The 19514-nt window shown below is 69.1% G+C and carries 17 protein-coding genes and 1 pseudogene; 5 read left to right on the top strand and 13 right to left on the bottom strand.

What is annotated here, in order from left to right; genetic code table 11:
- Positions 1-6: 6 nt before the first annotated feature.
- The 4 genes from ACLIVD_RS14315 to ACLIVD_RS14300 all read right to left on the bottom strand — a co-directional run bounded on the left by ACLIVD_RS14315 (position 7) and on the right by ACLIVD_RS14300 (position 3698).
- Complete coding sequence (locus tag ACLIVD_RS14315) at positions 7-930, bottom strand: lysophospholipid acyltransferase family protein (RefSeq protein WP_491932608.1); 924 nt, start codon at positions 928-930, stop codon at positions 7-9.
- The gene (locus ACLIVD_RS14310) at positions 927-1760 is read right to left on the bottom strand and encodes a GNAT family N-acetyltransferase (RefSeq protein ID WP_011598359.1); all 834 of its coding nucleotides are present in this window, start codon (positions 1758-1760) and stop codon (positions 927-929) included. Before ACLIVD_RS14310 ends, ACLIVD_RS14315 begins: the two co-directional genes overlap by 4 nt.
- Positions 1761-1894: 134 nt before the next feature.
- Complete coding sequence (locus tag ACLIVD_RS14305; protein ID WP_491932607.1) at positions 1895-2851, bottom strand: electron transfer flavoprotein subunit alpha/FixB family protein; 957 nt, start codon at positions 2849-2851, stop codon at positions 1895-1897.
- A gap of 46 nt (positions 2852-2897) precedes the next feature.
- Positions 2898-3698, bottom strand: coding sequence for an electron transfer flavoprotein subunit beta/FixA family protein (locus tag ACLIVD_RS14300; protein WP_005259535.1), 801 nt, complete (start codon positions 3696-3698; stop codon positions 2898-2900).
- A 241-nt stretch (positions 3699-3939) separates the two neighbouring features.
- On the opposite strand from ACLIVD_RS14300, the gene ACLIVD_RS14295 reads away from it, so the two are divergent.
- The 3 genes from ACLIVD_RS14295 to ACLIVD_RS14285 are packed head-to-tail and all read left to right on the top strand — an operon-like array spanning position 3940 to position 7603.
- The gene (locus ACLIVD_RS14295) at positions 3940-4767 is read left to right on the top strand and encodes a class I SAM-dependent methyltransferase (RefSeq protein ID WP_283354671.1); all 828 of its coding nucleotides are present in this window, start codon (positions 3940-3942) and stop codon (positions 4765-4767) included.
- Positions 4764-6362 carry a glycoside hydrolase family 57 protein gene (locus tag ACLIVD_RS14290; protein ID WP_283334834.1) on the top strand — a complete coding sequence of 533 codons (1599 nt, stop codon included), beginning with the start codon at positions 4764-4766 and terminating at the stop codon, positions 6360-6362. The genes ACLIVD_RS14295 and ACLIVD_RS14290 overlap by 4 nt, the downstream gene beginning before the upstream one ends.
- Positions 6359-7603, top strand: a complete 1245-nt coding sequence (locus tag ACLIVD_RS14285) for a glycosyltransferase family 4 protein (RefSeq protein ID WP_283334835.1) — start codon at positions 6359-6361, stop codon at positions 7601-7603. Before ACLIVD_RS14290 ends, ACLIVD_RS14285 begins: the two co-directional genes overlap by 4 nt.
- Positions 7604-7611: 8 nt before the next feature.
- Here the strand turns inward: ACLIVD_RS14285 and ACLIVD_RS14280 are convergent, their stop codons facing one another.
- Both ACLIVD_RS14280 and ACLIVD_RS14275 read right to left on the bottom strand, forming a co-directional pair.
- The gene (locus ACLIVD_RS14280; protein ID WP_283334836.1) at positions 7612-7869 is read right to left on the bottom strand and encodes a DUF3253 domain-containing protein; all 258 of its coding nucleotides are present in this window, start codon (positions 7867-7869) and stop codon (positions 7612-7614) included.
- A gap of 25 nt (positions 7870-7894) precedes the next feature.
- Positions 7895-8638 (bottom strand): acyltransferase, encoded by a 744-nt coding sequence (locus tag ACLIVD_RS14275; RefSeq protein WP_009479650.1) that lies wholly within the window; start codon positions 8636-8638, stop codon positions 7895-7897.
- Positions 8639-8777: 139 nt separating this feature from the next.
- Here ACLIVD_RS14275 and ACLIVD_RS14270 point away from each other — a divergent pair, with 139 nt between their 5' ends.
- Positions 8778-10085, top strand: a complete 1308-nt coding sequence (locus ACLIVD_RS14270; protein WP_283334838.1) for an outer membrane protein assembly factor BamB family protein — start codon at positions 8778-8780, stop codon at positions 10083-10085.
- Between the two features lie 113 nt (positions 10086-10198).
- Here the strand turns inward: ACLIVD_RS14270 and ACLIVD_RS14265 are convergent, their stop codons facing one another.
- From ACLIVD_RS14265 to ACLIVD_RS14240, 6 genes are all read right to left on the bottom strand, one after another.
- Positions 10199-11830, bottom strand: coding sequence for a transposase (locus ACLIVD_RS14265; RefSeq protein ID WP_491932876.1), 1632 nt, complete (start codon positions 11828-11830; stop codon positions 10199-10201).
- A gap of 90 nt (positions 11831-11920) precedes the next feature.
- A complete protein-coding gene (locus tag ACLIVD_RS14260; protein WP_280781705.1) occupies positions 11921-13078 on the bottom strand; it encodes a THUMP-like domain-containing protein in 1158 nt (385 codons plus the stop codon).
- Position 13079: 1 nt separating this feature from the next.
- The gene (locus ACLIVD_RS14255; protein WP_105413082.1) at positions 13080-14051 is read right to left on the bottom strand and encodes a class I SAM-dependent methyltransferase; all 972 of its coding nucleotides are present in this window, start codon (positions 14049-14051) and stop codon (positions 13080-13082) included.
- A gap of 55 nt (positions 14052-14106) precedes the next feature.
- Positions 14107-14886: an enoyl-CoA hydratase/isomerase family protein gene (locus tag ACLIVD_RS14250; protein ID WP_283335268.1), complete on the bottom strand. Its 780-nt coding sequence runs from the start codon at positions 14884-14886 to the stop codon at positions 14107-14109.
- 57 nt (positions 14887-14943) lie between these two features.
- On the bottom strand, positions 14944-15786 hold the full coding sequence (locus ACLIVD_RS14245) for an NUDIX hydrolase (RefSeq protein WP_283354674.1): 843 nt from the start codon (positions 15784-15786) through the stop codon (positions 14944-14946).
- A 65-nt stretch (positions 15787-15851) separates the two neighbouring features.
- On the bottom strand, positions 15852-16676 hold the full coding sequence (locus ACLIVD_RS14240; protein WP_491932606.1) for an ABC transporter ATP-binding protein: 825 nt from the start codon (positions 16674-16676) through the stop codon (positions 15852-15854).
- Positions 16677-16759: 83 nt separating this feature from the next.
- Here ACLIVD_RS14240 and glgX point away from each other — a divergent pair.
- Positions 16760-18724, top strand: a pseudogene (gene glgX, locus ACLIVD_RS14235) (glycogen debranching protein GlgX); the annotation flags it as partial.
- Positions 18725-18741: 17 nt separating this feature from the next.
- Here glgX and yczE read toward each other — a convergent pair.
- Positions 18742-19443, bottom strand: coding sequence for a membrane protein YczE (gene yczE, locus ACLIVD_RS14230; RefSeq protein ID WP_283354675.1), 702 nt, complete (start codon positions 19441-19443; stop codon positions 18742-18744).
- Positions 19444-19514 lie beyond the last annotated feature (71 nt).

Raw genomic sequence — 19514 nt, 5'->3', positions numbered from 1 at the left:
GATAGCTCAGGCGACGAGACGCTCCGCCGCCTCGATGCCCGCGGCCGCCGTCCCGGCCACACCCTGCAGCGGATCGAGGATGTCGTGCGCTGCGAGATCGATCCGTTCGTCGCCCCGCGCGGCGCGCTCGCACCGGGCAGCCAGATCGCGGCGGCACTCCCCCGGATACTCGATCGGCGCCAGCCGCACCTCCGCGGTGACCCCCTTCTGTCGGATGATGCGCCGGATCGACTGACCGATCGTCTCCTCGCCCACGAAACACGGCCCGGTCGTCAGCTCCCCGCCCCGGCCGGTGTACCGCAGCGAGATCGGCTGAACCGGGCATTCCGCGTCGATCGCCGCCTGGAACAGCGCGGGCCGGAACCCGCCGTACGCCCGTCCGCACCACGTGGTGCCCTCCGGGAACGCCACGACTCGTTCGCCGGCGCGCAGCCTGCCCGCCGTCGTCGCCACCGTCGCCGGGAGCGCCCGCAGGCTCTGCCGCTCGATCGGAACCACCCTCATCCGCCGCGCGAGCGACCCCAGCACCGGCCAGTCCAGCAGATCCCCGCGGGCGACGAAGTTCGCCGGCGCGAGCGCGCTGAGCACCAGCACGTCGGTCCACGACACGTGGCCGGCCACCACCAGGATCCCGCCGGTGTGGCGCCGCTTTCCGCGATGATCGACGACGACGAGGCGAATTCCCACGCAGCGCAACAGGATCGCCGCATACCGCCGCTGCAGACCGGTTCGCCACGACCGGGGCAGCAACCATCCCGCGGTCAGGAGCGGCGCGGTCGCCAGGGCCGACACCACGAGGCACCACCGAACGACCACGGTCGGCATCGACACCCCGTTCACCTCCGCGGGCAGACACCCCGCGCCGCACGGACTCGACGGCATCCACGAGTGAACGGTCACCTCGGTCGGCTCGGACAGGGCCGTGCTCATGCCTGTGCCCCCGCCTCGAGAGTGGCCGACGCCGACCGCAGGCGTTCGAGGTACCGCTCGTTGGCGCCGTGCAGTCCCTGCAGGGCGACGAAATCGGCCACACCGAACTCCGGATCGTGCGCGGGCTCACCGCACACCTTGGCCCCGAGGCGCAGGTAGCCCCGGAGCAGCGGCGGCAGGGTCGGGCGGGCGGGCGGCGCGATCTCGTCGAGCGACCGCCCGTCGACGCGCACCGGGTTCCTGGGCACGGCCCGCGCGGCCGGGTCGTTGCCGTACTTGCGGAGCAGCAGGTCGCGCACCCCGCGGACGTTGGAACCGGCCACCGCGTCCGGATGCTCCCGCATCGGCACGGAGACACATCCCATGACCCACTCGTATCCGGTGAGCTGCAGGTAGTGGAGGATGCCTGCCCACATCAGGCTCAGCACCGAACCGGAGCGGTGGTCGGGGTCGACGCACGCCCGGCCCATCTCGACGATGCGGTTGCCGACGGGGTCCAGAGCGGAGATGTCGAATTCGGTGGCGGTGTAATAGCCGCCGGCCTGGGCGGCGGCGTCGGGCGGGAGCATGCGGTAGCAGCCGACGAACTCGCCGGTCGCCTCGTGGCGGACGAGGAGGTGGTCGCAGAAGTCGTCGAACCGGTCGGCGTCGAGGGCGTCCGCGTGCGCGGGGACGGAGAATCCGGGTTCGGAGGCGAACACGCGGTAGCGCAGCCTTTGGGCCGCAACGCGGTGTTCACGGTCGGACGAGACGACCAGGGAGTATCGGGGCGCGGTTACAACAGAATCGGCGGTCTCACTCGGTGCGCGGAGAACTGACGAAGTTGTCATGGCGCAGGTTTACCGAGCAGGGGCGGCGTGAGGGCATCGCCCGGGTGTCGTGTCGATGCAGCCCGGATGAACGACGGAAGATACGACGGCGGCCCCGCTCCCTGGAAGGGAACGGGGCCGCCGTCGGCCGAAAATCAGCCCTTGTGGGCCTTGACAGCCTCGGTGAGCTGCGGAGCGACGTTGAACAGGTCGCCGACGATGCCGTAGTCCGCGATCTCGAAGATCGGGGCTTCCTCGTCCTTGTTCACGGCGACGATGGTCTTCGACGTCTGCATACCGGCGCGGTGCTGGATCGCACCGGAGATGCCGAGCGCGATGTACAGCTGCGGGGAGACCGTCTTACCGGTCTGACCGACCTGGAACTGTCCCGGGTAGTAGCCCGAGTCGACCGCGGCACGCGAGGCACCGACAGCGGCACCCAGCGAGTCGGCGAGTTCCTCGACGACGGTGAACTTGTCGGCGCTGCCGACACCGCGGCCACCGGAGACGACGACGGTCGCCTCGGTGAGCTCGGGGCGGTCGCCACCGACGATCGGATCACGCGAGGTGATCTTGACGGCGCCCTCTTCCTGGGCCGGGACCTCGACGGAGACCTTCTCGCCTGCGCCCGCTTCGGGCTTCGCCTCGATGGCACCCGGGCGGACCGAGATGACCGGGACGTCGCCGTTGGCCTTGGCGTCGACGGTGAACGCGCCACCGAAGATGGAGTGCACGGCACTGCCGTCGGACTTCACGTCGACGACGTCGACGAGCAGGCCGGAGCCGATGCGGGCAGCAAGACGTCCGGAGACCTCCTTGCCCTCGACGCTGGCGGCGGTGATGACCGCAGCCGGCGCGGCCGACTCGACGAGCGACGCGAGCACGTCGACCTTCGGGGTGACGAGGTAGCCGTCGATGTCGTCCGACTCGGCGACGTAGATCTTGGCCGCGCCCGCGGCGGTGAGGCCCTCGGCCAGCTTGTCGGCGGTGCCGGCGGGACCGGTGACCACTGCGGCCGGCTCACCGAGCGCGCGAGCGGCGGTGATGAGTTCGGTGGTGACCTTCTTCAGCGCACCCTCTGCGTGCTCGACGAGCACCAGTACTTCTGCCATGTCTAACTCTCCCTGTATGTGTCTGCTGGTCTGTAGAGGGGCGCGATCAGATGATCTTCTGGCCCACGAGGTAGGCAGCGATCTTGCTGCCGCCGTCGCCCTCGTCGACGATGCGCTCACCAGCGGTACGCGGGGGCTTGGGGGTGGAGGCGGTGACGGTGGTGCCCGCGTTGGCGACACCGACGGTCTCCGGGTCGACACCGAGGTCGGCCAGCGTGTAGACGAGAACTTCCTTCTTCTTCGCGGCCATGATGCCCTTGAAGGAGGGGAAGCGGGGCTCGTTGATCTTCTCGGTGACGCTGACGATGGCCGGCAGGCTCGCCTCGAGGCCGAAGACGCCCTCGTCGGTCTCGCGCTCTCCGGTGACGGTGCCGTCGGCGACCGTGAGCTTGCGAAGCTGCGTGAGCTGCGGGATGCCCAGGTACTCGGCGATGATGGCCGGAACGGCGCCGACGCGGCCGTCGGTGGCCTCGTTACCGGCGATGATCAGGTCGGCAGGCTCTTCGTTCTCGAACGTGATCTGTCCCAGCGCCGCGGCCAGGGTCCACGCGGTCTGCACCGCGTCGGAGCCGTGGAGGGCCGGGTCGTTGATGTGCACTGCCTTGTCGGCGCCCATGGAGAGGGCCTTGCGGATGGCGTCGGTGGCGCGATCCGGACCTGCGGAGAGGACGGTCACCTCGCCGCCCTGAGCCTCCTTGATCAGGAGCGCTTCCTCGACGGCGCGCTCGTTGATCTCGTCGAGCACTGCATCGGCGGCCTCGCGGTCAAGCGTGTAGTCACCGTCGGTCAGCTTGCGCTCGGACCACGTGTCGGGGACCTGCTTGATCAAAACAACAATGTTCGTCATGGGTCTTCGTCGACCTCCTGTGTGTTCTTGCGTGGTTATCGCGAGTTGCTCCGCATGGGCCGAGCTCTCGTTGTCGATATTTCGTCGCACGATGGCTCTGCGACAGATTACCCCACGTTAAGTTACCCGTCGGTAACTTGCGTGAAAGTCTCGTTCACCATAACGGCCGAAAGTGCATTTCATCCCTGTGATGTAGACCACCTGGACGAGCGACCTTGCCGGTGGCACTAACCTCGCAGCGGTGAGCGAATCATTTGTCGGCGACCGCGAGGACGCACCGCTGCCCCCGCTCGGTCACGAGCAATTGCCATCGACCGGAGACGAGCAACTGCCCCTCACGGGCGAGCGGACCGTGCCCGGGATCCCCGAGGAGAACTACTGGTTCCGGCGTCACGAGGTGGTCTACCGCGACCTCCTCCCCCGCTGCGCGGGACGCCGGGTACTCGAGGCCGGATCCGGAGAAGGCTACGGCGCCAACATGATTGCCGATGTGGCACGGACCGTCACCGGACTCGACTACGACATCTCCGCGGTCGAGCACGTGCGTGCGCGGTACCCCCGCGTCGAGATGCTGCACGGCAACCTCGCGGAGCTTCCCCTCGGCGACGAATCCGTCGACACCGTCGTCAATTTCCAGGTGATCGAACACCTCTGGGACCAGGCCCAATTCCTGCGCGAGTGCTTCCGGGTTCTGACGCCCGGCGGGGAACTGCTCGTCAGCACCCCCAACCGCATCACGTTCTCGCCGGGCCGCGACACACCCCTCAATCCGTTCCACACGCGTGAACTCGACGCGGCCGAGTTGACCGAGCTCCTGGAAGAGGCCGGCTTCAGGGTCGCCCTCATGACCGGCGTCCATCACGGCGACCGGCTGAAATCCCTCGACGCGAAGCACGGCGGCTCGTTCATCGGCGCGCAGATCGACCGCGCACTCGCCGGCGAACCCTGGCCCGACGAACTGACCCGCGACGTCGAGGGCATCACCGTCGACGATTTCGCCCTGCACGAGGGCGACATCGACGACAGCCTCGACCTGGTGGCCGTCGCGGTGAAGGATCCTGTTCGGTGACCGAATCCGACAACCGCACCGGAGCGGGCGACGCGACGGAACCGGGCATGTTCTGCCTGGTCCTGCACTCCCACCTGCCCTGGCTCGCCAACCACGGCCGGTGGCCGGTGGGCGAGGAGTGGCTGTACCAGTCGTGGGCGGCGTCGTACCTCCCTCTCACCGCGATGTTGCGGCGGCTGTCCGACGAGGGTCGCTCGCATCTACTGACCCTCGGCATCACCCCCGTTCTCGCAGCTCAGCTCGATGATCCGCACAGTCTGGCGGGAATGCACCACTGGCTCGGGAACTGGCAGATCCGCGCGCACGAGGCGGCAGGAATGCCCGACGACGCGCACCGCGATCTCGGTGCCCGCGAGCACCGCGCGTCCGCCGCCGCACTCGCCGACTTCGAGCTGCGCTGGCGGCACGGCGGCTCACCGGTCCTGCGCGACCTTCTCGATCGCGAGGCGTTCGAACTGCTCGGCGGGCCGCTGGCCCACCCGTTCCAGCCGCTGCTCGACCCGCGGTTGCGTGCCTTCTCCCTCCGCGAGGGGCTCGCCGACGCCGCCGCGCGGTGGAACTGCACACCGACAGGTATCTGGGGGCCCGAATGCGGGTACACCCCCGGCATGGAGACCGGATACGCCGCGGCGGGCGTCACTCATTTCATGGTCGACGGCCCCGCCCTGCGCGGCGACACGTCGCTCGGCAGGCCGGTCCGTGAGTCCGATGTGGTCGCGTTCGGACGCGACCTGCAGGTGAGTTACCGGGTGTGGTCGCCCAAGTCGGGCTATCCCGGGCACGGCGCTTACCGCGATTTCCACACATACGACCACGCCACGGGCCTCAAACCGGCCCGCGTCACCGGCCGCACCGTCGACTCGGCCGACAAGGCGCCGTACGACCCGGCTCTCGCGACGGCCGCGGTCGATCGGCACGCGGCCGACTTCGTCGCCACCGTCCGCACGCGGCTGCGCGACGAGTCCGAGCGCATCGGACGGCCCGCGCTCGTCGTCGCCGCGTTCGACACCGAATTGTTCGGGCACTGGTGGCACGAGGGCCCCGAGTGGCTCGAGAAGGTGCTGCGCGCGCTACCCGAGGCCGGAATTCGGGTCGGCACCCTCGACGACGCCCGCAGGCAGGGTTACGTCGGCGAACCCGTCCAGCTCGAGAACTCGTCGTGGGGATCCGGCAAGGATTGGCGGGTGTGGGCCGGCGATCAGGTCTCGGACCTGGTGCAACTCAACTTCGAGGTGGTTGCGACCGCCCTCGACACCGTGGACAAGACCCACGACGCCGACACCGCCCCCGGACGCCCCGCGCTCCGGAACCGCGTGAACGATCAGATCCTGCGGGAGGCACTCATGACGGTGTCGAGCGACTGGGCGTTCATGGTCAGTAAGGATTCGGCCGCCGGATATGCCCGCGACCGGGCACACAAGCACGCACACGCCACCCGCGAGATCGCCGCCGCGGTCTCCGCGGGCAAGGACGCGGCCGCGAACCGGCTCGCAGAGGGATGGAACCGCGCCGACGGCCTGTTCCCCGGGCTCGACGCGCGGCGTCTGCCCGGCAGGGACACCCGGCTGACGGGCACCGAGGGAGGGGCGTCGTGAAGATCCTGATCGTGTCGTGGGAATACCCACCCGTCGTGGTCGGCGGTCTCGGCCGCCACGTCCACCACCTGGCCACCGAACTCGCGGCGGCCGGACACGAAGTGGTGGTGCTGTCGCGGCGGCCGTCGGGCACCGACGCCTCCACCCATCCCACTGTCACCCACATCGAGGGCGGCGTCCTGGTGGTCGCCGTCGCCGAGGACCCCGCGCACTTCGTCTTCGGCGAGGACATGCTGGCGTGGACACTCGCGATGGGGCACGCGATGGTGCGAGCCGGTGTCGCCCTCCACAAACCGGGGGTCGGGGAGGGCTGGCAGCCGGACGTGGTGCACGCACACGACTGGCTCGTGGCGCATCCGGCCATCGCGTTGGCCGAATTCTACGACGTCCCTTTGGTTTCCACGCTCCACGCCACCGAGGCCGGGCGGCACAGCGGCTGGGTGTCCGGCCGGATCAACCGCCAGGTGCATTCGGTGGAATGGTGGCTGGCCAACGAATCCGATGCGCTCATCACCTGTTCCGCGTCGATGCAGGACGAAGTGACTACCCTCTACGGTCCGCAGCTCCCGCCGATCACGGTGATCCGCAACGGAATCGACCTCACCACCTGGAGCTTCCGCGAGCGCGCGCCGCGGTCCGGACCGCCGAAACTACTGTTCGTCGGCCGCCTCGAATACGAGAAGGGTGTGCAGGACGCCATCGCCGCGCTCCCCCGCATCCGCCGCAGCCACCCCGGGACCACGCTGTCGATCGCCGGTGAGGGCACCCAGTTCACCTGGCTCTACCAGCAGGCCCGCACCCATCGCGTCGCCCGTGCCGTGAACTTCCTCGGCAACCTCGACCACATCGAACTGCTCGGGTGGCTGCACGGCGCCGACGCCATCGTCCTGCCCAGCCGGTACGAGCCGTTCGGGATCATCGCACTCGAGGCCGCCGCCTCCGGCACCCCGCTCGTGGCGTCCACCGCCGGCGGCCTCGGTGAAGCGGTCGTCGACGGCGAGACCGGCATGTCGTTCCAGCCGGGCGACGTCGCCGGGCTCACGTCCGCGGTCCGGGAGGTCCTCGACGACCCGGCCGGCGCCCAGCAGCGCGCGGTGGCCGCCCGCGACCGTCTCACCGCGGATTTCGACTGGCACAAGGTGGCCGAGGACACCGTCCACGTCTACGCGGGCGCCAAGCGTCGCGTGCGGCACCCGTTGGCGAGGCCGGAGATTCCCGAGCGTCCGCTGCCCGGTCGCTGACGTGGCCCTCACTCCGTGCGGGCCCACCGGATCCGGATCGGCCCCCGTGCCGATCGCGGATCCACCACGGCACCTTTCCGGGTGACCTCGACCTCCCCGGCGTCGGCCAGGCGCCGGGCGGCCTCCCGCACCGGTTCCATCAGGGGCCGCCAGTCGTCCGGGGCGACGGCGCGCGCGACGTCCGACGGGCAGATGCTCGCACTGTCGGCTCGGGCATCGAGGAGCGCCCGGATGCGCTCCTCGAGTTCCCTGTCCGACACGGCCATGACGCCGACTATGCCACCGGGGCGGTCAGTTCTCCTGCGCCGCCTTCTTCCGGGCGATGTCCTCGAGGGCGGCGATGTACTTCGCGCGTTCGGACGCGCCCGCCTCCCACTCGGCCTTGCGGTTCTTCACGGCCTTGGCCGGCGAACCGACGGCGATGCTGAAGTCCGGGATGTCACCCTTCACGACGGCATGCGCGCCGAGGACACAGCCTCGCCCCACCCGCGTGTTGCGGAGAACCGTGACCTTGGCCGCCACCCACGTGTCGGGTCCGATGCGGACCGGGCCCTTCACGATGCCCTGATCCTTGATCGGAACGTTCACGTCGTCCATGCGGTGATCGAAGTCGGTGATGTAGCACCAGTCCGCCACGAGCGTCGACGCGCCGATCTCGATGTCGAGGTACGTGTTGACGACGTTGTCCTTGCCGAAGACCACCTTGTCGCCGATGCGCAGCGAACCCTCGTGGCAGCGGATCGCATTGCCGTCGCCGATGTGTACCCAGCGGCCGATCTCGAGCCGCGACAGGTCGGGGGTCGAATGGATCTCCACCCGCTTGCCGAGGAACACCATGCCACGCAGGATCACGTGCGGGTTGGCCAGCTTGAACTTCGCGAGCCGGTAGTACCGCACCAGGTACCACGGCGTGTACGCCTTGTTCGCCAGCACCCAGCGCAGCGAGTCGCGTGTCAGGAAGCGGGCCTGCTCGCTGTCGCTCCGCCGGGATCCTCGCCACCTCGTACGCAACGGTGCGCCCCACATGCTCGTCATAGCCTGTCAGCCTACGTTCACGGCTCGCGCCCTCGTTCGGGTGTGTCCGGACTCCGACACCCGCATCGGGGTGTGCCGATCGGTGCAGCCTCGGCGGGATAGTCTCTGGGCCGAGCGTTATCGAAGACGAGGAGAAGTAATGCGGCGGGTCCTACGTTCGTCAGTACTGGCGCTGGCGACGATCTCGGCTGTCGTCCTCAGCGGCTGCAGCAGCGGAACGCAGGTCGACGACATCTTCTCCGCGGGCGGGTGGCCCGGCATGCACGCCGACGCCCGCAACAGCGACACCAGCCCCGTCACCGGTTCCCGCGACCTCTCCTTCGCCTGGTCGCGTCCGCTCGGCGGTCCGGTGGCGAATTACGCATCGGTGGCCGCCAGCGGCCAGATCTTCATCACGGCCCGCACCGAGAAGGGCTGCAACCTCTTCTCCTACCAGATGGACAGCGGCCGCAAACGCTGGTGCCGTCAGCTCGCGCCGGGTGTCGTGGCCTCCACGCCGATCGTCGACGGCGCCGCCAACGTGTACGTGGGCGAGAACGGTGCCATCAACTCGTTCAACGAGTACGGCCAGCTGCGTTGGCGCACACCGGTGGTCGGGACGCCGCTGTCGGCGCAGTTCACCGGCGACGGCAATCTCCTCTTCATCACCCAGCTCGGCCAGATCAACGTCGTGAACACGCAGACCGGTCAGAAGGTCGTGGCGCCGTACGACCTCGTCCCACCGCCGTCCGTCGCCGAGGGCGCGAACGTCGACATCCTGCCCGACGACAAGGGTCTCAGCGGCTGCTTCTTCGGCGCACCCGACTGCCCGGTCGCGAACATGCCGGCGATCGACCTCGAGTCCGGCAAGTTCTACTTCACGTTCTTTGCGCCCGGCGCTCCCGCGGCGGAACTCGTCTCGATGAAGTACTCCGGCGGCGACAACCCCGCCATCACCCAGGAATGGTCCAGCGATGCGCTGCCGGGCGGTAGCGCGTCCAGCCCCGACTTGTCGGCCGACGGCTCCGTCGTCTACACCAACGACAACTGGGGCACGTTGTGGGCGATCGATTCCGCGACCGGTGATGCGAAGTGGAGCTACGACATCGGGTACGCCGCTGCCGGTAGCCCGTCGACGTCCGCGGACGGTCTGATCATCCCCGCCGGCGGACTCGACGGTCACCTCCTGGCGTTGCAGGACAAGGGCGATCACGCCGAACTGGTCTGGGAGCGGAAGGATCTGCTGCAGCTGGGCGTCCCGGCGCAGACAGCCGGGTCGACCGGTTACGCGGTGGTCCGCGAGGGTACGGACGGGCTGGCGATGCTCACGTTCGACACCGGGACCGGCGAAACCCTCGACCAGGAGACCCTGCCCGGGGCGAAGGGCTTCACGGTCGGCACGTCCGTCGGGCCGAAGGGTGAAGTCCTGACGCCGACACTGCTCGGGGAGCTGTTCGTCCTCCGCTGACCCGTGAGTACTTGTCAACGTCCGGGGGGCTGTTGCGGAATTGAGTGAGGGCGGTCCGGGTGCGGGTGTCTCGTGCCGAGGTGGGTGCCGGTGCGGGGGTGGCCCCCGCCGGGTCAGGGGGTGGCCGGGAGCGGGGTGCCGCCGGTCAGGTGGGTGAGGATCTTGCCGAGGTTGTGCACGGCGGCGTGGAACGCCCATTCGCTGCGGGCGCGGTCGAGGCCGCGGCTGGTGAAGCGGCGGAATCCGAGGTTGTGTTTGGCGTGCCCGAACACGGTTTCGGCGATGGGTGAGCGTTTGCGGTAGGTGGCGATACCGGCCTCGGTGCGCAGCCGGTGGGTCATGGCCTGGATCGGATCCGCTTGCGGCGGTGGCGGTCCGGTGACCGGATCAGCGGTGGCGGCGGCCTCGAGGTGACGGGATTTGCCGGTGGCGATCAACCGGTCCGGGCCCGGCGCGGTGAGGTTCTCGCGGGAGCAGTAGCCGGCGTCGAAGAGCATCACCCCGATCAGCTCCTCCGGGCTCGTGCCGGTCGGTTCCTTCCCACGTCGGGTGGTGTCGATCAGGTGCGCGGCCGCCCCGGCCTTGTCGACCATCTCGGGGAAATAGTCGTAGTCCGCCGGGCCGGTCCCGACCCCGGTGGCCAGGATCAACCCGTCCTCGCTGGTGAAGGCCTGACAGTTGTAGCCCTGCACCCAGCCGCCGCCGCGCAGCGGCTGCAACCGCGAATCGGGATCGGTGGTGTTGCGGCGCCGCTGCCCGGCGGCGGCGGTGCGCTCACCCTGTTTGCGGAGGGCGGTGTCGAGTTCGGTGCGCCGGCGCCGGACCAGGTGGTGCTTCTCGACCGGTTTCGGTGCGAACCGGGTGCCCCCGCCCCCGGCCTCGGTGCCACCCTGGAACCGCTCGATCACCGCGTGCTGGGCGGCGACCGCCTCGGCCAGACGCCGCTCGGCGGCGGCGACCTCGGCCCCGACCGGCACCCGGCCCATCACCGTCTGGCCCGCGTCGAGCCGGGCCAGATAGTCCTGCGCCTTCTGGTCCCGCTCGCACCGTTCGGCGTCCTTCTCCGCGTCGAGCTGGGCCAATGCCTCGGCGATCCGGGCCGAGCGGGTGCTGGGATCGGCCAACTCCGCCGGCACCTGTCCCGGGCCCGGATCGTCCTCGCCGTAGAGGTCGTCATCGGCGTCATCGGTGGCGGCGTGCGCGGCCACCGCGGCGGCGGCGATCCGCGCGGCCTCGGCCTCGGCTGCCCGGCGCAGCCCGTCCTCGGTGCGGTTGGCGTCCTTCGATGCGTTCGAGGCGATCTTCACCCCGTCCAACGCGATCGTCTCGAGTCGGCCCAGACCCAACCGTGCGGCCAGGATCAGGACCTGCGTGAACAGGGCCTCGCAGGCGGTGTGGTTGTCCTTGCGGAACCGTGAGATCGTCACGTGATCGGGGGTGTCGCCGGCGCAGATCACCCGGTAGGACACCACCTCCGAGCAGGCCCGCTCGATCTGCCGCGACGACCGCACCCCCCGCGACCACGCCCAGATCAGCAGGGTCACCAGCATGTCCGGGTCGTACCCGGCGCGCCCGGCACCCCCGGTGCGGCGAGAGCCGTGAAAAGCGCTGGTGTCGAGATGGGTGTCGACGATCTCGATCACCGTCCACACCGGATGCGTGGGCGGCACCCACTCCCGCATGTCCGGTGGCAACAAAAACTGCTGATCACGATTCACCGGTCGATACCCCTTGGCCACCAACACATTATCCAAGAAACATCAGGTCGGGGCGCCGCGGCACGCGGAGACCCCGACCCGGAAATTTGAAACAGCCCCCCGGCGGTTGAGAAGTACTCACGGGCGCGAAGCGCAGATGAACGCGACGCCTGCGCGGCCGATCCGCGTGATCACCACACTGAGCGAACGAGTTCCGCGCAACTTCAACTTCGGACGCAGGACCGCGGGATCGACGTCGACGCCGCGCACGAGGATTTCCGCCACCCCGCAGTCGTGGCGCGCCAGGTCCTGCCGCAGCGACTTCTCCGAATACTTCACCTGCTCGAGAATGCGGAAGCCCCGCACACCGTCCGGAACCGAATCGCCGGTGAGATAGGCGATCCGGGGATCCAGCTGCCACAGTCCGTGCCGGGCCGCGTAGTGCCGCACCAGGCCGGCACGCACGACGGCCCCGTCGGGGTCGACGATCCATTCCCCCGGCGCGCGTTCGGGGATGTCGTCGTCCTCGGCGTCCGTCACCGTCCACGCGCTGCCGTCGGAGCCGAGGACGCTCGCCCGGCGGGTGATACCGGCTCCGGACAGTCCCGGCGACCACAGGCACGCCTCCCGCACGCCGCCGTCGAGCGACACCACCTCCACCTCGCCGTCCCAGCCGAGCCGGTCGAAATCAAGTCCGGGAGCGCATTTCACCGCGAGATCCCGTCCGCGGTACGCGTCGATCAGATCCGGCAGCGGCGGCTCCAGCGCGGCCGGGTCGTGTGTTCGCCTGCCGCCGGACCGTCGCGCCGGATCCGCGAGCACGACGGTGCCGCGGGTGCACGGGACGAGCGCATCGGCGCGGACGACGGCCGCCGCGGGAACGTTGTGCTGCGCCATCAGGAGCCGGACCGGGTCGAGGTCGCTGCCGATCACCGTCGCGGCCGTCCCGACCACCGCGTCCAGTTCGGCGCCGATGGAGCACGTGACGTCGTGGACGTCCCGGTCCTTCAGCCGGATCGCACGATGCGCGGCGACCGCACGCGGCGTCGCCTGTTGCAGAGCGTCGTCCGTGAAGAACCAGTTTTCGGTGCCGGGAAGTTTGGCGGCTGCCTTCCGCCGCAACAGCACGGTCTCCACCAGCAATGCGACGTGTGAGCCGAAACGCGTACGCGCCCGGCCGATGTCGGCCAGGCGCGTAGACGTGGTCAATGCGAAGCCGTCCACTTCCGCGAGAGCGGCTGCCCCGTCCGGGCTCTGCAGGAACTCCACGTCCCCGGGAGTGAACGCATAGCCCAATTCAGTTGCCGGGCTTCACGCCGGTGATCATGACGTTGTAGAAGAATCCCCGCGGCACCACGTGCCGGAGAACCTTCTCGTCGACCCAGCTGAGCGTTTTCCATCCGGTGAACGCGAAACGCCCCCAGCCCCAGCCCAGCTTCTCCGGGGGTACGGCGGCCTCGAACGTGCGGACGGGCCAGCCGAGCAGAGCGGCGGCGAATTCCTCGGTGGCCGCGTGAACCTGCTCGGCGCCTGCCGACTTCGCGATCTTCTCGAGGTCGCCCGGATCGAACGTGTGGAGGTCGACGACGGCCTCGAGCGCAGCCGCGCGGGAGGACTCGTCCAGTTCCGCCTGCGGGCGACGCCAGTCGGCGAGGAACGGCAACTTGGTGACCCGGGTGGTAACCTCCCACGTCGCGCGACCCAGCCAGCGGGCGTAGAAGTTGCCGATCGTGGTCGGCTCACCGGCGAAGACGAAACGCCCGCCCGGCTTCAGGACGCGCAGAACCTCGCGCAGCGACTGCTCCACGTCCGGGATGTGATGCAGGACCGCATGTCCCACGACGAGATCGAACGTGTCGTCCTCGTACGGGATGGTTTCGGCGTCGGCGACGCGGCCGTCGACGGACAATCCCAGGCCCTCGGCGTTGCGGAGGGCGACCTTCACCATGCCGGGCGACAGGTCGGTGACCGAACCGGTCTTCGCGACTCCACCCTGCATCAGGTTGAGGAGGAAGAATCCGGTGCCGCAGCCCAGTTCGAGCGCCCGCTCGTAGGGCAGCGGCTGATCGCCCGCGACGGCGTCGAAACGTCCGCGCGCGTAGTCGATGCACCGCTCGTCGTACGAGATCGACCACTTCTCGTCGTACGTCTCGGCTTCCCAGTCGTGGTAGAGCACCTGGGCGAGTTTGGTGTCCTTCAGCGCAGCCTCTACCTCTTCGGCGGTGGCGTGCGGATGAGGAGCTGGGTCGTCATGGGCGCTTGCAGTCATGCGGCAAATCCTACTCGCTGGTAAGAGTGAACAGGTTCTAGTTTCGGGCTCCAGACTACTCGCCCGTGAACCGAGCCTTACCTGGACCGTTCTCGATGAACGATTCCATCCCGATCGTGCGGTCCTGGGTGGCGAACAGCGAGGTGAACAGCTGACGCTCCACCGCGAGCCCTGTCGTGAGGTCGACGTCCAGCCCACGGTCGACGGCGGCCTTCGCCGCGGCGAGGGCGCGGCCCGCCCCCTTCGTGAACTGCGACGCCCACGTGCGGGCCGCCTCGTACACGTCGTCCGGCGCCACGACCTCGTCGACCAGCCCGATCGACAGGGCCTCCTCGGCGTCGACGAACCGGCCGGTGAACAGCAGATCCTTGGCCTTGGACGGTCCGATCAGCCGGGCGAGACGCTGGGTGCCGCCGCCGCCGGGAATGATGCCGAGCAGGATCTCCGGTACACCGAGCTTGGCATTGTCGCCCGCGATGCGCCGGTCCGCCGACAACGCGACCTCCAGGCCGCCGCCGAGCGCATACCCCGTGATGGCGGCGACGGTGGGCTTCGGGATCTCGGAGACCGCCGCGAGGTCGGACTGCAGGTCGCCGATCACGTCGGACATCTGCCCGAAGTTCATCTCGGACATTTCCTTCACGTCCGCGCCCGCGGCGAAGACCTTCTCGCCGCCGTAGACGATGACGGCCTTCACGTCGGCGTTGACGGTCGCCTCCCGCGCCGCTGCCCGCAACTCCTGCTGAACCTGACGGTTCAGGGCGTTCATCGGGGGGCGCGCGAGCCGGATCGTGCCGATGCCTTCGGATACCTCGAGAGTGACAAACTCAGCCATGGGGCAAAAGGCTACTTGTCTGCCTCCGACCCGGTTTCGCGGCCCGCCGCATCGCGATCAGTCGCGGGACGTCCACGGATGCGGACCGGCTTCGTAGTAGCCGTCCTGTCCCGGGAACTCCACGCGGAGTTGCTCCTCGTCCGTGATGAGGGTCGGCAGGATCACCGGGATCTCCGGTTCCGCGGCCAGCACGTCCGCGACCGAGCCGAACGCGCTGAGCGCCGTGAGCTGACTCCACGTCGGCGGCAGCAGGATGCTTCCGCCGCCCTGCCAGTGCGCGAGCGCCGCGGCCGGACTCTGCCACTGCACGTCCTCGGCCTCGGACGTCGCACCGTCCGCGATCTGGCCGTGCGGTGCGGCGGCGACGAAGAACCGCGTGTCGTAGCGGCGGCCCTCGCCGACCGGGGTGATCCAGTTGGCCCAGGGCCGCAGCAGATCGGCGCGCAGGACGAGGTTCTCGCGCTTCAGGAAGTCGCTGAACGACAGTTCGCGTTTCTCGAGTTGTGTGCGGGACTGCGCGTAACGGGACGTGTCCGCGACGACCGTGTCCGCGCTCGGTCCCGCGAGGAGCACGCCGCATTCCTCGAACGTCTCGCGCACCGCCGCGCACACGAGTGCCTTCGCGCGCGCGGCGTCGGTGGAGAACCGCTCGGCCCACCAGTCGACGGACGGTCCCGCCCAGTCGACCTCGGCGGCGGCGTCCGACGGGTCGACGCCGCCGCCGGGGAACACCGTCATGCCGCCGGCGAACGCCATCCCCTTCACCCGGCGGAGGAGGAACACCTCGATTCCGGGCGACGCGGCGTCTGCCGCGGCGTCACGGATGAGGATGACCGTGGACGCGTCCTTGGGTGCCACGTCGGTACTGTCGCGGGGCGCCTGCTCTTGCTTCGAGACCATGTCTCGGAACCTACGCCGCCGGGTGACGGGGGTCGCAGTCGGTCCCCCGGTGTGACGGCCGGTCCTCAGCCCCGCCGGTGCGCGCCGGGGACGCGGGTCCGCCGCGCGAAGAACCGGCCGTCGACCTTGTCCAGGCTGATGGACTGGCTGAACGCCTCGCTGAGGTTCTCTGCCGTGATGACCCGATCGAGGAGCCCCTGCGAGACCACCTCCCCCTCCTTGAGGAGCAGTGCATGAGTGAATCCCGGCGGGATCTCCTCGACGTGGTGGGTGATGAGGACCGTCGCGGGGGCGTCGGGGTCGGCGGCGAGGTCGGTGAGGCGCGCGACGAGTTCCTCGCGTCCACCGAGGTCGAGACCGGCGGCGGGCTCGTCGAGCAGCAGCAGTTCCGGGTCGGTCATCAGCGCACGGGCGATGAGGACGCGTTTGCGCTCACCCTCGGACAGGGTGCCGTACGTGCGCTTGGCGAGGTGCTCGGCGCCGAGGCTCTCGAGCATCTCGACGGCACGGTCGGTGTCCATGTCGTCGTAGCGCTCACGCCAGCGCCCGAGCACCGCGTAGCCGGCGGAGACGACGAGATCGGTCACAACCTCCTCGGACGGCACCCGGTTGGCGAGCGCCGAGGAGGACAGTCCGATTCGCGGTCGCAGTTCGTTGATGTCGACGCGGCCGAGCCTTTCACCGAGAAGGTAGGCGCTTCCGCTCGTGGGATGCAGTTCGGCGGCCGCGATCCGGAGCAACGACGTCTTGCCTGCCCCGTTCGGTCCGAGGACGACCCATCGTTCGTCGAGTTCCACCTTCCAGGTGACCGGGCCCACCAGAGTGTTGCCCCCGCGGCGGAGGAGAACGTCGTCGAATTCGATGAGGAGATCAGGATCAGGTTCATGCACGCACCCATCTTCCCGCACATCTTCCGGGCATTCACGGCAGGATCAGTTGCGTGTCGCCTCACATCGATTCGCACCCCGGCGAGATGTCGTCGCTCCCGCCGAGTCTGCGGCTGCCCGGATCACCGTTTCCCCTGGGAGCGAAAGTGCGTGGCACCGGAACGCAGTTCGCGGTTCACGCTCCCGACGCCGAACTGGTACAGGTGTGCCTGATTTCTGAGGATGGCGACGAGACGCGGATCGATCTGGTCCAGCGAACGTACGGCATCTGGCACGGCATCGTCGAGGGGGTCGGTGCGGGACAACGCTACGGCTACCGCGCGCACGGACGCTGGGACCCAGGACGCGGCGTGCGCCTCAATCCCGCCAAGCTGCTTCTGGATCCGTGGGCGACCCGCATCACGGGCAGACTCGGCGACCACGACGCACTCGTCTCCCACGACGGCGACCCGTTCGGCGGCCCGTCGCGCGTCGACAGCCTGGGCCACACACCGTTGTCGGTGGTCACGGCCGACCACGCCCGCACGAGCGGACCGCGGATCGAAAGGCCGTGGGAGGAAACCGTTGTCTACGAACTTCACGTGGGATCGTTCACCGCACGGCACCCCGACGTGCCGCCGCAGTACCGCGGAACGTATCTGGGTCTCGCCGAACCCGCCGTCGTCGGCCATCTCGTCCGCCTCGGCGTGACCGCGGTCGAACTGCTTCCCGTCCAGGCGTACGTCTCCGAGGCCACCGTGCGCGCGCGGGGCATGCGCAACCACTGGGGATACTCCACCGCGGCGTTCTTCGCCCCCCACCCGGGCTATGCGGTGGTGCCGGGTGAGGAGATCACCGAGTTCCACACGATGGTCGACGCGCTGCACGCCGCGGGGATCGAGGTCATCCTCGACGTGGTGTACAACCACACCTGCGAGCAGGGCGTCGACGGCATCAGCCTCAGTTGGCGCGGCCTCGACGCCCCCGGCTACTACCTCCTCGACTCCGACGGCCGCGACATCGATATCACCGGTTGCGGGAACACCGTCGATGCACAGTCGCCCATCGTCGTCCGGATGATCGGCGACAGCCTGCGCTACTGGGCGCACGAGATGGGGGTCGACGGATTCCGGTTCGACCTCGCGTCCGCTCTCGGCCGTCCCGGCGGCGGCCGATTCGATTCCCGCGCTTCGATCTTCTCCGCGATCACGGCGGATCCCGTTCTCTCCCGGTGCAAACTGATCGCCGAACCGTGGGATGCCACGTCGGACGGATACCGGGTCGGGCACTTCGGCGTCCAGTGGTCGGAATGGAACGACAAGTACCGCAATACCGTTCGACGGTTCTGGAACGGCGGCACCGGCGTGCGCGACCTCGCCTCCCGGGTGGCCGGTTCCGAAGACGTGTTCGGAAACCGGCGGCCGTGGGCGTCCGTCAATTTCGTGACCGCGCATGACGGGTTCACCGCCGCGGACCTCGTGTCGTACGTCCGCAAGCACAACGAGGCCAACGGCGAGGACAACCGGGACGGCGCCGATCACAACGACTCCGTCGACCACGGCGTCGAAGGCCCCACCGACGATCCGTCGATCATCGAGACGCGGTCCCGGCACGTCCGTGCGCTCCTGGCCACGCTCGCGCTGTCGACCGGCACGCCGATGTTCACGGCCGGCGACGAATTCGGTCACACCCTCGGCGGCAACAACAACGCGTACTGCGTCCCCGAGGACACCCCGCGTGAAGACTCCTGGCCGCTCGACTGGAGCTCCGGGGACACGACCCTCACCGCGTTCGTCACCCGCGCCCTCGACCTGCGACGCGCCTCCCCCGCCCTGCGCCAGCCGGAATTCTTCGAGGGCAGGCGCACACCCACCGGCCATCCCGACCTCGTGTGGTTCGGCGCCGACGGCGCGGAGATGGACGACCCCGCGTGGTACGACGACTCCAGGCGCACCCTCCAGGCGTGGATCGACGGATCCGACATCCGCTCCCACACCGAAGACGGGCACCAGCTCACCGACGACAGTTGGCTTCTCGTCTTCCACTCGGGCGGACCCGCTGTGATCACTTTGGGCTGCCCCGAATGGTTCTACGGGACGGTGCTCGCCGAATTCGACTCGACATCGCCCGACGGCGCACCCGCGCCGGGCGGCCCGATCTCGGGAGACTCCACGATCGCACTGTCCGGTCCGACGCTGCTCGTCTTCCGTGCGGTCGGGTAGATGCCGCCGAAGCGCATCATCAGCTGGATGAGCGGGCCGATGCCCAGCGCGTAGACGACGGTGCCCACCCCGACGGTGCCGCCGAGCAACCAGCCGGTGGCCAGCACGGTCACCTCGATCGACGTGCGGATCACCCGCACCGACAGCCCGGTCCGCGCGACCAGACCGGTCATGAGACCGTCCCTCGGTCCGGGACCCATCCCCGCACCGATGTACAGCACGGTGGCGAGCGCGTTGAGGACCACGCCGCCGAGCATCACCACGATGCGCACGACAAGGGAGTCGGCGGGTTCGAGGAACGCGAGCGACGTGTCCACCGAGACGGCGATGACCACGACGTTGGCGATCGTGCCGAATCCCGGTTTCTGACGGATCGGGATCCACAGTGCGAGCACCACGACACCGGTCAGCGCGGTCACCGCACCGAAACTGAGTGGTGTGCGATCCGCGACCCCCTGATGGAACACATCCCAGGGGTCGAGGCCGAGGCCGGTGGTGATCATCATGGCCATCGAGAAGCCGTACAGCCACAGTCCGGCGAGCAATGCGATCAGGCGTCGAGCGAGCATGACCGTCAGTGTTCCGGGAAATCCTGCCGCATCCCATAGCCACGACACAGGCACTGGACCGACGATGCGTC

This window comes from Rhodococcus sp. G6(2025) (assembly GCF_058628105.1).
This window is presented reverse-complemented; position numbering and strand designations above follow the sequence as displayed.